Source organism: Cryobacterium glaciale, assembly GCF_004402535.1.
Lineage (GTDB): Bacteria > Actinomycetota > Actinomycetes > Actinomycetales > Microbacteriaceae > Cryobacterium > Cryobacterium glaciale.
The window spans coordinates 1-14453 of record NZ_SOEY01000023.1 but is presented as its reverse complement, the minus strand read 5'-3'; the positions used below and the strand labels follow the sequence as shown (position 1 = coordinate 14453).

Sequence of the window (14453 nt, the reverse complement as noted above, 5' to 3'; positions counted from 1 at the left end):
GTTCCCCGGGTGTAGCTTCCCACACATCGGGAGCGGACGTCAGCAGGTCATGGGCAGCGTCTGGGTCTCGTTCAGGCTGATCAGCGGGGTGCTGCGCACCTCTAACGCACCGTTGAAGGGCTCGGCGCCGAGCCAGTCGAACCGCAGCACCGTGGACTCCCCCGGGGCGAGGTCGATGGCGATGCTGCTTACCGGATACCCGGAATCAGCGGCCGGATGGTACGGAACGGCCACCCCGTCCCGGGACACACCGTCGTTGAGCATGCCAGGAACGCCATAGGCGGAGACCTTGGTGTTCACGTTGCCGAGTGCGATGCCGAATGCGCCGCCGCCGGTGACATAGGGCGGAAGCGTGGCGGCGGCATCCGCTGGGGCGGTGTTGGTCATGGTCACTTGCACCGCGAACTGGGGGCGCTTGTCCAAACGGCAGACGGACTGGCCGACGGCGGTCTGCACGTCGAGGTAGACGTCCATTTTGGCGCCGGTGGCGTCGTTGAGATACAGGCCGAAGGTCTGTACCGCGTCGGAACTGAGCGGCCGACCGCCTGCGAGGGTCGTGTCGGCGAGTACCGCCTGCTCGTCGTCCCTGGCGCTGTTGATGAGTACGCGGTACTCGCGTCCGGCCTGGGTGAGGGCGTCGATGAGCGTGGCCGGGTCGGCCCGGCCGCTCTTCACGGCGTCGAACACGGCGCCGGCGGCCGCGGCGAAGAAGGCATCCTGCTGGGCGGGGTCGTCATAGCGGGCGTACACCTCGCTCAGCAGCAGGTTCACGGCGTTGTCGGCGGTGAGTTCGTCGCCGGTGGCGAGGGTGATCGGGCCGGTCGCCTGCAGCAGGTAGCTGAGCGTGACCGGGTCGACCGAGAGCACCCCGTCGGCCTCGACGCCGAACTCGATGCGCCACATCTCGCGGGCGAGCGCACCGGTTTCGGCGAAATCGGGGGTGAGGTTGATGTTCTGGATGTATTCGCCGGTGATGTCGCCATAGATCGAGCGGATGTCGTCGCTCAGCGGCAGCACCGGTTCGTCGTGGTGGCGAAACGATGCGGAACTGGCCTGCTGGGTGAGACTAATCGCGCCGTTCTCGGTGTGGAGCAGCGCGAGCGCGCCGGAGATTCCGCCGGTCGAGCGCAGTTCGGCCGGGTTCTGGAACAGCAGGATGTAGTTGCGCGGCCCGTCGGCGCCGAGCATGGCGGGCAGCAGGGTGATGGCCCGATCCATGATGTCGAGGGTGCCGGCAATGTCAATGGTCTGCTTCTGCAGGCGGTTCACGGCGCGGCGCACCGGTTCGAGCACCGCGCTCGTGTCGATCGCGGTGACGTCGAAGGCGGCCCGGCTGAGCGTGCTGCTCGCCTGCTGCACCGGCTGTTGGGCGTCGAGCAGCGGCTGCAGGGCGAGCTGGCCGTCGACCGGTTTGAAGTCGTCGAGGCTGAGCTTTCCCGCGAGCGTCGCAAGCGGGGTGATGGCGTCAGTGGCTACGTCGTCGACGACGGCGGCGAGCTCTCGCACGGCCACGAGGTTGGGGCCGACCCCCGGCAGGGCTTCGACCGCGCGCCAGATCGGGTCGCTCGTGCGGTCGCGGGCGGTGTCGGCGTAGTCGGCGAGCGCGGCGGCCGTGTCGGTGGCGGAACCGGCGGCGGTCTCCCCCGCGAGCACCTGCTCCTGCAATTGCGCGGCGAGCGGCAGGGCGCTCTCGAGGGCGTCCTGCGCCTGCAGGCCGCGGATTCCGACCCAGGCCACGACGAACAGCACGACAGCGAGCAGTCCGAGTACGACGAGCCCGACGACGGTGCGGGCACGCGCCGGCTTGCGACGTTCGGGCGGGGCTGGGGCGGGCGTGGCTGAGGCGGGCGTGGCGGGGGCGGAGTGAGCGGAGGCCATGCGCTTATTCAAGCAGAACCGGCGCGGCTGGCCGGTTGGCACGCGGGGCCGGGCGCGGCGGCCCGCTTGCGCCTTGCATGCGGCCGGCGGGCTACCGGCGGGCTCGGATTCCGCGCGAGCGGGCCGCGGCCGGAACGCTGGCCGGCGCTTCCACGGGGACGGCCGGGGCGTGGCCGCCAGAGCTGGAGTCCTGGGCGTAGCCGTAGCCGCCGTAGCCATACCCTCCGTAGCCGGAGCCGACGGCGTCGGGGCCGGAGGTCGGCAGCATCGTGAGCACGAGGCCGGAGACGTGGGCTCCGACCTGGCGCAGGGCGGCGAGGGCCCCGGTGAGCTGGCCCCGGTGGGTGCGACCGGCGGCGACCACGACGATCGTGCCGCCGACCGCAGTGGCGAGGATGGCGGCATCCGTTACCGGCAGCAGCGGGGGTGAGTCGTAGAGCACCACGTCGAACGCCGCATTGAAGTCGGCGACGAGGGCGCTCATGCGGGTGGATCCGAGCAGCTCGCTCGGGTTCGGCGGCTCCTGCCCGGCCGGTAGCACGAACAGCGCACCGCGGCCCCACGGTTGAATGACGTCGTCGAGTTCGGCCCGCCCGATGAGCACGTCGGTGAGGCCGACCGCGCCTTCGATGCCCATATAGTCGGCGACCTTGGGGCGGCGCAGGTCGGCGTCGACGAGCAGAACGCGAGCACCGGCATCCGCCAGCGCAATGGCGAGGTTGGCGCCGGTCGTACTCTTTCCCTCGCTCTGAATGGACGAGGTGATGACGAATCCGCGGTCGACGCGGCCGACGTCGAGGTACTGGAGGTTGGTGCGCAGGGTTCGAAACGACTCGGCGCGCGGGCTGCGCGGGTCGTCGTGCATGACGAGCGGCCGCTCGGCGGACTTCTTGTCGAACACGATGCCGCCGAGGATGGGCAGGTCAGAGAGCTGCTGCACGTCACGCTCGGTGCGAATGCGGGTGTTCAGCGTGTGCCGCAGCACGGCGATGCCGACGCCGAGGGCCAGTCCGACCAGGGCGCCGAGCGCGATATTGAGCGCAACATTGGGGCTTTCGGGCGTGAGCGGCACCGTGGCCTCCTGGGCCGGGGAGAGCCTGACCGGGGAAGCGGCCCCCTCAAGGTCGGGGGTTTCGATCTCTTCGACGACGCTCGAGAGTTGCTGCGAGACGGCGTTGGCGATGTCGGCGGCCCGGGTGGGGTCGGTGTCGATCACGGTGATGTCGATGATGGAGGTGCCGAGGGGAGCGGATGCGCTCACCCGGCTCGCGAGGGCCTCGGGCGAGCCGCCGAGTTTGAGGCTCGCGATGACGGGCAACAGTACGATCGGCGTGCTGGCCAGCTCGGAGTAGGTCTTCACCCTGGCCACAGTGAAGCTGCTGCCCTGGGCCAGATCGGCCGTGGAACCGCTGCCCTGGGTGGAGACGATCACCCGGGCCGTCGCGCTGAACTGTGCGGTCACCGCGAGCGAATAGGCCGACGCCGCACCGACGCCGGCCAGGCAGAGCAGAACGATGAGCACCCAGCTGGTGCGCAGGATGCGGAGGTAATCACGGAGTTCCACTCGTACTACTACTTTCTTTCCTGGGTTTTCTTCTGTGCGCAGACTGTGCCCATTCTGAGGGTACCCACCCCGGGGGACACAAAATGCCCATTTGGGGTAGATCAAGGCCGGTAGTTTGGACTGGTGACGATTTCAACCGGTCGGGACCTGCGGCGAGCGGATGCCGCGGCGGGCGCAACCCTCGCCGTGCTCGGCCTGCTCCTGGTCGCTTCCTGGCCCGCTGCTCTCGACGGCACTGCATTCGACGGCGCACGTGAGCTGGTCGGCTATGCCGTGGTCTGGCTGCCGCTGGGGGCTGCCGCCCTGATCGCCAGCCGGTGGCACGGCTCCGGATCGCTGCGCCGCGACTTCGGCCTGCGCTTTCGCCCGATCGACCTGGTCTGGGGGCTCGCGATCGGCCTGCTGGGCCGCACCGTGGCGACCGTGCTCGAAATCGTCGGCTACGGGCAGGTCGGATCGGTGGGCGGCGTCACCCTGGGCCCGCCGAGCTACGACCCGTGGTGGCTGTTCGGGACGCTGCTTGCCCCCGTGCTGATCGCGCCGCTGGTCGAGGAGCTGTTCTTTCGCGGCCTCGTGTTGCGCTCGGTGCTCGCGGCGACGCCGGGCCGCGCGGCCACGGGCGTTGCGATCGGCGTGAGCGGCCTGAGCTTCGCGTTGCTGCACGTCGTGTCGGCCGGGTCGCCGGTGGAGGCGGTGGTCGTCGGGGCCGGGACCCTGCTGTTCGGCCTGGCTGCGGCATCCGCTTCGATGCTGACCGGGCGTATCGGTGCGGCGATCGTGGCGCACGTCGTGTTCAATGCGCTCGTGATAGTGCCGGCGCTGTAGCTCGGGTGCCCCGTTTTGGGGCTGCTATATCCCTAACCCGGAGAGCCATTTGGGTGGGGCGTTCACTAGGATCTACAGCACAATCTCGTTAGGTGCGAACTCGGGCTGCCGGCACACGGCCCGTCCGCTGTTCGACGCCCCGAACGATAAGGGCCAGATCATGGGCAAGCTCACCTACGATTCCAACCTGACGGCAGACTTCGACGACCGCGTGCTGGCCCATATCCAGCTGGTGATCGGTGCCAAGTTGCGCCGCGGCGAATCGTTCTATTTCTCCTGGCGGGACGACCCGCTCACCGGCGGCGGCCGCAGCACGGTCTGGGTGCACCCGGGCATCTCACTGGCTTTTAAGTACTTCGGCGGCAAGGTACCGACGCTCAACCGGGACTGGATCGAAGCGTTGTCGCTCTCGGCGAACTCCGCGACCGGGTTGCAGGTCGTCGCCGAACCAGCCGAGCGGCTTTAACACGGCGACGGGACCCGTCCGAAGACCGGTCCCGTCGCGCAGGTTGTTCGAGAGTTACTTGGCCAGTTGCTGGCGGCGGATCGAGAGGCGCACGAGCACGAGTGCGACACCGAGCGCGAGCAGTCCGCCGGCGCCCCAGATCACGAGCACGGGAACGTTGTAGCCGGTGGCGGACAGGCCAGAGGCGCTGTCGCCGGTCGCGGCACCCGCGTCGGCGGGCACGATGGTCGCGGAGGCGATACCGATCAGGCCGGAGTCGGCGCCGACACCGGTGAGGGTGTAGGTGCCGAAGGCGTCCGGGTGCAGGACGATGTTGACGGACACTGCGCCGCCGGAGGCCTGCTTGCGCAGGGTGGAGTCAACGGCGGTCTTGATGACCGAGAGGGTGGCCTCGTGCGAGCCGGTCACGGTGAAGTCGACGAATTCGTTGCCGGCGAAGGCGCCTTCGGCGAAGGCGATGACGGTGGTCTCACCGGCGACCGGGGCTTCTTCCTGGGTGACGAGATCATCAGGCACATACCCGGCGGCATTCGCGGCCGGCGCGAACGCGAAAGTCGCCATGACGGCGAGTGCCACTGTAGCGAGCGTTTTCTTGAACATCGAGGTCCCCCGTAGTGATTTCCCGGCAGATCCTCGTGAAATACCTAGGTTGCTGTCAGGCTAGCGGCTTCCTCGTGGCGATACATAATCCTTTTTCGCGCGCCAACCCGCAATGTGCCCCGTATTGGGGGTAACGATAGGTCTAGGCCTCCCGCGCGGTGCCGTCGCGCGCGATGAGCAGCAGACGACTCTCGGTGGCCTCGTTCACGGTGGTCTCAACCATGATCGTGGCGAACTCAGGGCGCCCGGGTGGGAGCACCCGCACCGTGAGCCGGCCCTGGGTGAGGCGGTCGAGCTCAGCGCCGATGATCGCCGCCGTGCGCACAACGGATGCCGGCGGCCGGTCGCCGCTGTCGTCGAGCAGCACGACCTGCACGCCGCGGGATCGTGCCGCCCAGGTCGACCCGATGATGGGTTCGACGAACAGGCAGCGCGCCCGGATGGCGTCCCGCAGGCTCGCTTCAACCAGCAGGAATTCGTCCCGCTGACGATCGGTCACCGCATCGGTGCGGGTGAGACGTTCCAGCGAGGGCCGAGCCATGGCGTTCAGACGGGCGACCTGTGCCTGACGTTCGGAGGCGGTCGCACCGGTCTGGGCCACGAAGGTCTCGCGCCTGGACCGGTCGCGATACAGGTCGTCGAGGTTGCGGGAGGAATGCCGCAGGCCGACGGCGAACAGGGTTCCGGCCAGGAGGGTGCCGGCGTGGCGGCTCACCAAAACCAGACCATCGCCGACGGTGTGCCCGATCTGCAGGGCCCAGAAGACGGATACCACCGTCATCATGGCGTAACCCGCCCAGGCCCAGGCGGTGCGTCCGCGGGCGACCAGCACGACGAGCAGGAGCGTGATGGCACCCAGGTGCCAGTGGGCGAAGGGGCCGATGTTCCCGCCCGGAATGTGAAAGTACATGAGCCCACCGGCGACTGTGGTGAGCAGCAGAACCCCCACCGTGCGGCTGAGCGGCATCGGGTCGGCGGCGTCACCGGTGACCAGGATCGCTGCGGTCGAGAGCACCAGGAAGGCAAAGATGCCCAGCGGCATCGGTGTGACGCGATCGGAGTTGGCGGCCGCGAGCACCGCATGCACGACGATGAAGAGCACGACGACGCCCCGGGCCATGTGCACTGACAGGCCGAGGGACGCTGAGAATGATAGTGGGCGCGACGCGGTCCCTGGGATCTGGGCGAGTGAGGTCGCTGTGGTCACGGCGGCAGTGGTCGGCTCGGTGCTGACCGCCGGCCGAACCCAGAACAGGTCGACCGAGGTTCCGTGCCCGGGTCGGCTCGTGATGATGGCGCTGCCGCCGGCGAGGCGTTCCATGCGGCCGACGACGCTCTCGGCAATTCCCAAGCGGTGGTCGGGAACCGTGGCCGGGTCGAAGCCCACGCCGTCGTCGGTGACGGCGAGGTGGATCGTGCCCTGGTCGGTGCTGAGGGTGACCCGACGATGCACCCTGTGCGGGTGGCCGACCCCGGCGGCGGCGACGGAGTTGCGGAGTGCCTCGCCGGCGGCGCCGAGCAGCGCGAGCATGACCGGGGCGGGGATCGACTTGAGGTCGTTCTGCAGGATCATGACGTGCACGTGTACGTGCGCGGCCAGCTGCTCGCACTGCTGGCGCAGCCGGTCGGCGAAGTCCGTCCCGCTGACGACGGTTGGCCAGGCCTGCGTGCCGAGGGCGTCGAGCTGGTCGAGCGTCGACCGCGCCTGGCGCCCGACGACGATGGGCGAGGCCCGATTCAGGCCCGCCATCAGCAGGGTAGAGAGCACGCTGTCGTGCACGAGGGCGTTGATGATGCGCCGTTCAGCGCGCCGAGCAGCGCGGGCGGCCTGTTCGGCTTCGGCGGCCCGCCGAACGTGCTCCTCCGAGTCGACCCGGGCGGCGCTGCTCCGGATGGTCAGGGTCAGTCCCACCAAAACGCTCGACAGCAGAAGCATGTACAGGGCGTCCTGCAACCCGACGAGCAGGGGCTGGGGTTCGGCCGAGGTCGCCGCGCGGATGATGCCGCTGGCGATGGAGGCGAGTACGGCATAGATGCGTGCGGTCCACGGACTGGCGAAGATGGCGATGGTGACCGTCGGGATTCCCGAGAGCATGAGCACCCACGGCACGTCGTCGCCTTCCGGCAGCGGATCGAACCGCATGATCAACCAGAACCCGAGAACGACCGGAAACCCAGCGGCTTCGGCGACAGCGATTCGCCGCAACATCCGCAGGGGCGCCACGTGGGAGAGAAAACCGAGCGCCGCCGGCAACCCCACAATGAAGATCCAGACGCCGACGGAGGCGAGCGGGAAGGTGGGGTAAACCTGTCGCAGGAACGTATCGAGCGAGAGTGCGCCGAAGATCAGTGCCGTGGCGCCGACTCCGAGGTAGAGCATGCGGATGAGGCGTTCGGTGGCCGAGACGTCGTCGCGGGCGGTCTCTAAGCCGCGCTGCGACATCAGGAGTGGCCGGGAATGGGCAGAATGCCGTCTTCCAGTGCACGCTTGTACAGGTCGATTTTGGTGTTGGCCGGGCGGCCGACGCGCTCGTACTTGGAGCGCACGCGGCGGATGTAGTCGATGACAGTGGCCTCGGAGAGCGCGGTGCGGGAGGCGACGAGGGGTGCTTTCGCGCCGGCCGCGTAGAGCGAGAGCACCTCGCGTTCCCGCGGGCTGAGCCCGGCGTCGGCGAGGTCGGGGTCTCCGTCGAGGGCGGCGGCCCAGTCGGTGGAGGCGATGGTTTCGCCGCGGGCGGCCCGGGTGATGGCGTCGAGCAACACCGCGGTGGGTTCGGATTTGCGCACGACACCGAGCACGCCGGCGCGGGCTGCCGCACGCATGAGCTGGGCATCGTCTCCCCCGGTGAAGGCGAGCACGGTCGCACCGCGGGCGCGGAGACGGTCGACATTGCTCGTGACCGTCGACCCGTCGGACAGGCGCAGGTCGAGGATGACGAGGTCGATGCGGGTGGCGTGCGGCGTGACCTCGAGCAGTTCGGAGACGGTGGCGACCGTGGCGGCGACGTCGATTTCGGGGATCGTAGAGAACAACTCGGCGAATCCGCGCGCGACGATCTCATGATCGTCGATGAGGGCCACGCGATAGCGGTACATGGGTTTACCCTAATGCTCCGCGGCATCGGTGCCGGGCCCCCGTCTGGCCGGGCCCGAAAGGCCAGCAGAATTGGTGGCTGGCATTCTGTTCTTTAGGGTGAGGGAGGGTACACCCGGGAGATGCCGGACCGCCGACTACGCCGGTGCCGGCCGACTGCGGTTGTTGAGCACGCCGTGGCTCTCTTCGAGGTAGCAGCTGCCGCACAGCGACTCGTAGGTGACCTCTTCGCCGTCGATGGCCACCTGGTCACCGTCGAAGACGTAGTCGCCGCCGATCTTGCGCCCGTTGAAGACGGCTTTGCGTCCGCAGCGGCAGATGGTCTTGAGCTCTTCGAGGCTGTGCGACACCTCGAGCAGGCGGCGGCTGCCGGGAAAGGCGACGGTCTGGAAGTCCGTGCGAATGCCGTAGGCCAACACGGGAACGTTCTCGAGAATGGCGATACGCAGCAGATCGTCGACCTGGGAAGCGGTCAGAAACTGGGCTTCGTCGAGCAGCAGGGCACTGACATCGCGGCCGAACCGGTGCAGGACCTGCGCGCGGTGCTGCTGGAACGCGGCGTAGGCATCCGTTTCGGGGGTGAGCAGATAATCGACGGCTCGGGTGACGCCGAGTCGGGACAGGATGCCGCGGTCGCCCTTGGTGTCGACGGACGGTTTGGCGAGCAGCACGTGGTGGCCGCGTTCCTCATAGTTATATGCCGCTTGCAGCATAGACGTGCTTTTGCCGCTGTTCATGGCGCCGTATCGAAAGTACAGTTTGGCCATTATCGAGTGCCTTTGGTCGGGAAGCGTTCAGCGTCAAATTCTAGCGTGAGCAGCGGATGCCGGCTGGTCACGCGCACCCGGGTGAACACGGCCCGCAGCACGCTGAGGTAGGGGCGCAGTGCCCGACGCCGCTGGAACGGCGGCAGCGAGAGGCCGACCTGGATGGTGATCGTGTCCCTCGGGGCGGCACTGGGGGAGTCGGCGGTGGGGGTTCGCGGTTTGGTGGCGGCGTGCACTTGGGCCTGCGCACGGGCCTGGGCCCTGGCTTGCGCGGCCGCCTGCGTCTGCGCGGCGGTGACGATGGCCATGGTTGTCGTGTCGGTGGCCGGGGTGGGTTGGGCGCCGCGCTGGCCGAAGGCCTGGGTGATCTGGTCGGTGTCGGCGGGGGCGGCGCCGGATCCGTCGATCTGCACGACCAGGCTCGTGGGGTCGAAGCCTGTGAGGCGGCAGAGGGCCACGATCAGGGCGCCGACGGCGGCGCGCTGGTCGGAGTCGAAACCGGTCGCGCGTCGCTCGGGGTCGGCGATGACGCAGAGCGGGTTGAGGCCGCGCGTGGTGAGGACTGCGCGTTCGCGGTCGATGAGGTCGTCGAGCCAGGTGTGGTCGACTTCGGCGACGAGCACCCGACGCACCTGGAAGGCGAGCGAGCGCGCACGTTTGACGTCGGCGGCTGTCAGGGTTTCCCGCTCGAGGACGTCGGCCAGAAAGGGCAGCACATCGGCCCCGAGGTTCTTGAGGCGATGGTCGACCACTTCGGTAGCGAGGAGGCCGCGACTGGCCTCGGTGCGCGCGCGGATGGCGCGACGGGCATCCATTTGCCAGCGGTGGATGGAATTGACGACCTGGCGTGAATACGCGGCGGCGGCGAGGGTGGGGGCGAGCACCTGGATCATGGCGATGATCGCGAACAGCACGGGCGGGGTCTGGATGCCGAGGAACGGTGATTGCGCCAGGGCGGTGATGCCGACGGTGACGGCCGCAGCGACGCCGAGCACGAGAATCTCTTTCCAGGGCCGGAACGGCGCGAGGGCGAGCAGCAGCAGGCCGAGGCCGATCGGGGCGTAGTCGTCCTGGATCATGCCGTTGAACTGCCAGGTGCTCGCCGCCGCAAGCAGGTGCGCCACGAGGCCGAGCGCCACGATCACGACGGCGCGGGTGCGGGTGAAGGGGGCCAGATCGGGCCGGGCCGACCAGACGAGCACGGCGGCCGCGATGATCAGCACGGCGACGGCGGACGCGGCGAGCTCTTTGATCTGGATCTCGTGCTGGCGGTTGAGGGTGGCGACGACGGCATAGGTCACGACGATGAGGGCCACGACCGGGGCGAGGGGCCAGGCTGCGAGGCCGCCGATCGGGTCGAGGCGCTGCTGCGAAGCGGATGCCGGCGCGCGCGGCCGTCTCGGCGTGGGGGTCGCGCGGGTCATGAGTTCTTCTGGGCGGCGGGCACGGTCAGGCGCACGCTCGTTCCCGCGCCGGGGCGGCTCCAGATCACCACGGATCCGCCGAGCTGTTCGATGCGGCGCCGCACGGACTGCCGTAGGCCGAGGCGGTCGGAAGCGGATTCGGACTCGGTGAAGCCGCGGCCGGCATCCGTTATACGGAGGGAAATCGTGGTCAGGTCCTCCTCGATGGCGACCTCAGCGGCGGCGATTCCGGCGTGGAGGATGACGTTGACCAGACACTGCTGCACGGCGAGGCCTACGTCGCGGTCGCTGCCGGCGTCGAGGCGGGCGAGTGCGTCGCGGTCGCCAGTGACGTCGATTTTCAGCCCACGGTCACGGGCCCGTTCGATGGCGGTGCAGACGGCGCTGGAGAGCCAGGCTGTGCTCACTGTGGGTTGAGGGCCGGTGTTGCCGCGGGCGTCGATGTCGGTGAGCCAGTTGGTGTCGTGCAGGGTGGTCAGGGTGTGCCGGAGGCTCGCCTGGAGTTCCGGCGAGAGGGCGCCGGGTTCGGCGAGGGACAGCGCCACGAGCTGGGCGACGGTCGTATCGTTGAGCAGGGCGATCGCGCGGGTGTCGAGGGCGTCGCGCAGCTGCCGGTTGGCGCCATCCTGCACGGCGCGGTGGATGGCCGGCTGGGCGGCGTTGCTCAGGCGGCGGTCGATTCCGGCGAGCACCATGACGCCCACGAGCACGAGGTAGGTCGAGAGGGTGAACAGGTCGGGCCGGTAGGGCACCGCGGTGCCGAGTATGGCGACGAGCGCGGCGGCCTCGGCGAGCAGGAAGGCCGCGGTGCTCCAGAGTACGCCGGCGAGGGCGGTGGATCCGGCACCGCCCACCATGACGAGTGCCATCTTCGGCAGGGCGACGAGGAACATATTCGATGCGGGGAATACGTCGGGAACGTCGAGCACGGCCCGGGTGAAGACGTAGATGCCGAGTGTTCCCACGACCAGATAGGCCGCTGCGAACCCGATGCGACGGTGCCGGGTGAAGAGCACGAGCAGGGCGCCCATAGCCACGACGGCCAGGACGGTGATCCAGAGTTCGGGGCGGCTCAGGCTGAGGATGGAGACCGACACGGCCCCCGCCATGAGGCAGGTCAGCGCAAACCAGTGCGCGGCCCGCGCGAGGGCGCGCGCGAGCGTCAGCTGGACCAGGTGGCCGGGTAACCCTAGAGACATTTTCCCCCCCAGATAAGTATGCCATTGGGGTGGGTGTGGGTTTGGTGGAGTTGGGGCGCGCGCACGGGCGTGTGGGCATCCGCTCGCAGGTTGAGCCCTGGGCAGGCGCCGGGCCCACCTTCGGCAAGCGGGCCCATGATCTAACCTGGACCCAGTTTCCGGGCCCGGGCCCGGAAAGCACAAGGAGTCAGAACAGAGTGGGATTCAGCTCGGGGGGAAGCTCGGCGGCGATCAGCGATCGGGGTGCCGCAGCGGGCTGGGCCCACGTTGGGGAAGCGGGCCCACGATCTAGCATGGGCCCGGTTTCCGGGCCCGGGCCCGGTGAACGGGTGGGGGCAAAGGTGGGCGTAGTGCGGGCGGCGGGCATCCGCTCGGGGGACGTCGGGAGAGCGCTCGAGCGGATGCCTCCGGTCGCGGGGTCGACCACGCCACGCTCGAGGCCGTGCGCACGAATGAGCGGCCGGATGCGGGCCGCAAGCCAGGTGCGGTACTCCTTGGGGGCGTACTGTCCGCGAGCGTAAAGCTCCTGGTAGCGGCCGACGAGCTCGGGGTGTTCACGGGAAAGCCATCCCAGGTACCAGTCCTTGACGGCGGGCTTGAGGTTGAGGCCAGAGTAGAGCACGCTCGTGGCGCCGGCCGCCTTGGCCTGCCGCAAGGCCTCGTCGAGGTGGGCGCGGGTGTCGGTGAGAAAGGGCAGAATAGGCATGAGAAAGACGCCGCAGTCCAAACCTCGTTCGCGTACCGCGGTCACCGTGGCGAGGCGCGCCTTGGTGCTGGGGGTTCCGGGCTCGACCGACTGCTGCAGTTCGTCGTTATAAATTGCGATGGACATGGCGAGGTCGACCGGAACGTGCTCGTTCGCCTCGACCAGCAGGTCGAGATCGCGCCGCAGCAGGGTGCCCTTGGTGAGGATGGAGATGGGCGTGCCGCTGTCGGCGAGCGCTGCGATGATGCCGGGCATGAGCTGGTAGCGTCCCTCCGCACGCTGGTACGGGTCGGTATTGGTGCCGAGTGCCACCGGATGCCGCCCCCAGGTGGGTTTCGCGAGTTCTTTTCTCAGGACCTCGGCCACGTTGACCTTGACGATGATCTCGCTGTCGAAGTCTTTGCCGGCGTCGAGGTCGAGATACTGGTGGGTCGGGCGTGCGAAGCAGTAGGTGCAGGCGTGTGAGCAGCCACGGTAGGGGTTGATCGTGTACCCGAACGGCAGCGCGCTCTGCCCGGGCACATGGTTGAGCGCGGACTTGCACAGGATCTCGTGGAACGTGATTCCGGCGAACTCGGGCGTCTGCACACTGCGCACGAGGTTGTTCAGGCGGGCCAGACCGGGCAGGGCCCCGATCTGCTCAGTCTGTAGTTCCTGTGAGCTCCACCGCATACATCAAGTCGAACACAAGTACGAGTGAAATGCAAGTGTCGCGAGAAAAACCCGCACCAAAGCGGATGCCGGGGCCGCCCTGCGGCCTCGCGGCCCGACTTTGAGAGGTTGGCACTGGTTTGAACACGTGCGCGCATCCCCAACACGTGCCGCGAGGGGATTTCGCTCGCGGCGGGTGTTCGGGCTGAGGGCACACCTTCTCAGGGGGCGCGACCTCATGAACGCGAGGCGCGTGCTGCGGGAACCCACGGCGCGGCATCCGCTCACGAGCGATTCGCAGTACTGTGCCGGCATGCGAGCACAGACGGTACCGGCATGACCCGGCTGCGACGCAGCGACCCGACCCGGCCGGGATACAGCCGCCGGCGGGCGGGCCGGGGATTCAACTATCGCGATCCGGCCGGGGAGACAGTCACCGAGAAGGAGCTGCGGGAGCGATTCGCGGCGCTCGCGATTCCGCCGGCGTGGACCGACGTCTGGATCTGCCCGCACCCCACCGGGCATATCCAGGCGATCGGCCTCGATGCCGCCGGGCGCCGCCAGTACATCTACCACCCGGCCTGGCGCGAACAGAAGGACCGCCTCAAGTTCGAACGCGCACTGCAGCTCGCGGAATCGCTGCCGCGGGTGCGTGGCCAGGTCACCCGCGAGCTGCGCAGCGACGGCCCGCCGCGGACCCGGGCCCTCGCCGCGGCGTTTCGCATGCTCGACCTCGCCTCCCTGCGCATCGGCAGCGAGCGTTACGCCGACGCCTACGGCAGCCACGGCCTCTCCACCCTGCTCTGCTCCCACGTCACGGTGCGCGGTGACGTGGTGCGGTTGGATTTTCCGGCCAAGAGTGGGCAACAATTTCAAGGCGTCATAACGGATGCCGACCTCGCGACCTACCTGCGCGCTCGCCTGCGCGAACGCCCGGCCGCACCCCTGCTGTCCTGGATGTTGGGCGATGTCGAGGGCGTCGTATCGGCGTCGGACATCAACGATTTCATCAGGGAACGCACCGGCGGCGAGTTCACCGCGAAGGACTTTCGCACCCTGCGGGGCACGGCAGCTGCCGCACAGAGCCTGGCACAGAGCTTCGCGCAGAGTCTGAAGTCGAGCACGGAGTCGGCCACTGACATTGCGTCGGCGGGCAGGGCGGCAGCGGGCGGGGCTGGCTCGGCGGGCACGGCAGCATCGGCTCGTGGAGCGGGCTCGGCGAACGCGGCCGCGGCGCCGGCGGCACCGGCCACATCCACTGCCCGGCCGCCGCGCGCAG

At 68.8% G+C, this 14453-nt stretch carries 12 protein-coding genes; 3 read left to right on the top strand and 9 right to left on the bottom strand.

The features are described from left to right. Nucleotides 1-39: 39 nt before the first annotated feature. Entirely contained in the window at nucleotides 40-1878 is a 1839-nt protein-coding gene (locus E3O06_RS11225) for a DUF4012 domain-containing protein (protein ID WP_134503479.1), read from the bottom strand. Between the two features lie 91 nt (nucleotides 1879-1969). Beyond that, a complete protein-coding gene (locus E3O06_RS11220) occupies nucleotides 1970-3442 on the bottom strand; it encodes a tyrosine-protein kinase domain-containing protein (RefSeq protein ID WP_134503478.1) in 1473 nt (490 codons plus the stop codon). Nucleotides 3443-3565: 123 nt separating this feature from the next. On the opposite strand from E3O06_RS11220, the gene E3O06_RS11215 reads away from it, so the two are divergent. Both E3O06_RS11215 and E3O06_RS11210 read left to right on the top strand, forming a co-directional pair. Next, on the top strand, nucleotides 3566-4267 hold the full coding sequence (locus E3O06_RS11215) for a CPBP family intramembrane glutamic endopeptidase (RefSeq protein WP_166788189.1): 702 nt from the start codon (nucleotides 3566-3568) through the stop codon (nucleotides 4265-4267). Nucleotides 4268-4427: 160 nt separating this feature from the next. Beyond that, the gene (locus E3O06_RS11210; RefSeq protein WP_134503476.1) at nucleotides 4428-4733 is read left to right on the top strand and encodes a DUF7882 family protein; all 306 of its coding nucleotides are present in this window, start codon (nucleotides 4428-4430) and stop codon (nucleotides 4731-4733) included. 54 nt (nucleotides 4734-4787) lie between these two features. On the opposite strand, the gene E3O06_RS11205 is transcribed toward E3O06_RS11210, so the two are convergent. From E3O06_RS11205 to E3O06_RS11175, 7 genes are all read right to left on the bottom strand, one after another. Beyond that, nucleotides 4788-5333, bottom strand: coding sequence for a sortase (locus E3O06_RS11205; RefSeq protein WP_134503475.1), 546 nt, complete (start codon nucleotides 5331-5333; stop codon nucleotides 4788-4790). 142 nt (nucleotides 5334-5475) lie between these two features. Then, complete coding sequence (locus E3O06_RS11200) at nucleotides 5476-7776, bottom strand: sensor histidine kinase (protein WP_134503474.1); 2301 nt, start codon at nucleotides 7774-7776, stop codon at nucleotides 5476-5478. Next, nucleotides 7776-8429: a response regulator transcription factor gene (locus tag E3O06_RS11195; RefSeq protein WP_134503473.1), complete on the bottom strand. Its 654-nt coding sequence runs from the start codon at nucleotides 8427-8429 to the stop codon at nucleotides 7776-7778. Before E3O06_RS11195 ends, E3O06_RS11200 begins: the two co-directional genes overlap by 1 nt. A 135-nt stretch (nucleotides 8430-8564) precedes the next feature. Continuing rightward, nucleotides 8565-9194, bottom strand: a complete 630-nt coding sequence (locus tag E3O06_RS11190; protein WP_134503472.1) for a thymidine kinase — start codon at nucleotides 9192-9194, stop codon at nucleotides 8565-8567. Further along, the gene (locus E3O06_RS11185; protein WP_134503471.1) at nucleotides 9194-10618 is read right to left on the bottom strand and encodes a hypothetical protein; all 1425 of its coding nucleotides are present in this window, start codon (nucleotides 10616-10618) and stop codon (nucleotides 9194-9196) included. The genes E3O06_RS11190 and E3O06_RS11185 overlap by 1 nt, the downstream gene beginning before the upstream one ends. Next, nucleotides 10615-11817: a sensor histidine kinase gene (locus tag E3O06_RS11180; RefSeq protein ID WP_134503470.1), complete on the bottom strand. Its 1203-nt coding sequence runs from the start codon at nucleotides 11815-11817 to the stop codon at nucleotides 10615-10617. The genes E3O06_RS11185 and E3O06_RS11180 overlap by 4 nt, the downstream gene beginning before the upstream one ends. Before the next feature lie 187 nt (nucleotides 11818-12004). Further along, nucleotides 12005-13195 (bottom strand): Rv2578c family radical SAM protein, encoded by a 1191-nt coding sequence (locus E3O06_RS11175; protein WP_241980110.1) that lies wholly within the window; start codon nucleotides 13193-13195, stop codon nucleotides 12005-12007. A gap of 315 nt (nucleotides 13196-13510) precedes the next feature. On the opposite strand from E3O06_RS11175, the gene E3O06_RS11170 reads away from it, so the two are divergent. Next, nucleotides 13511-14453 (top strand): DNA topoisomerase IB (locus tag E3O06_RS11170; protein WP_134503469.1); only part of this gene is annotated, 943 nt, incomplete at its 3' end.

Coding starts and splice junctions, on each gene's coding strand:
- E3O06_RS11225 (WP_134503479.1), bottom strand. CDS start 1,878: ATGGCCTCCGCTCACTCCGCCCCCGCCACGCCCGCCTCAGCCACGCCC.
- E3O06_RS11210 (WP_134503476.1), top strand. CDS start 4,428: ATGGGCAAGCTCACCTACGATTCCAACCTGACGGCAGACTTCGACGAC.
- E3O06_RS11205 (WP_134503475.1), bottom strand. CDS start 5,333: ATGTTCAAGAAAACGCTCGCTACAGTGGCACTCGCCGTCATGGCGACT.
- E3O06_RS11200 (WP_134503474.1), bottom strand. CDS start 7,776: ATGTCGCAGCGCGGCTTAGAGACCGCCCGCGACGACGTCTCGGCCACC.
- E3O06_RS11195 (WP_134503473.1), bottom strand. CDS start 8,429: ATGTACCGCTATCGCGTGGCCCTCATCGACGATCATGAGATCGTCGCG.
- E3O06_RS11190 (WP_134503472.1), bottom strand. CDS start 9,194: ATGGCCAAACTGTACTTTCGATACGGCGCCATGAACAGCGGCAAAAGC.
- E3O06_RS11185 (WP_134503471.1), bottom strand. CDS start 10,618: ATGACCCGCGCGACCCCCACGCCGAGACGGCCGCGCGCGCCGGCATCC.
- E3O06_RS11180 (WP_134503470.1), bottom strand. CDS start 11,817: ATGTCTCTAGGGTTACCCGGCCACCTGGTCCAGCTGACGCTCGCGCGC.
- E3O06_RS11175 (WP_241980110.1), bottom strand. CDS start 13,195: ATGCGGTGGAGCTCACAGGAACTACAGACTGAGCAGATCGGGGCCCTG.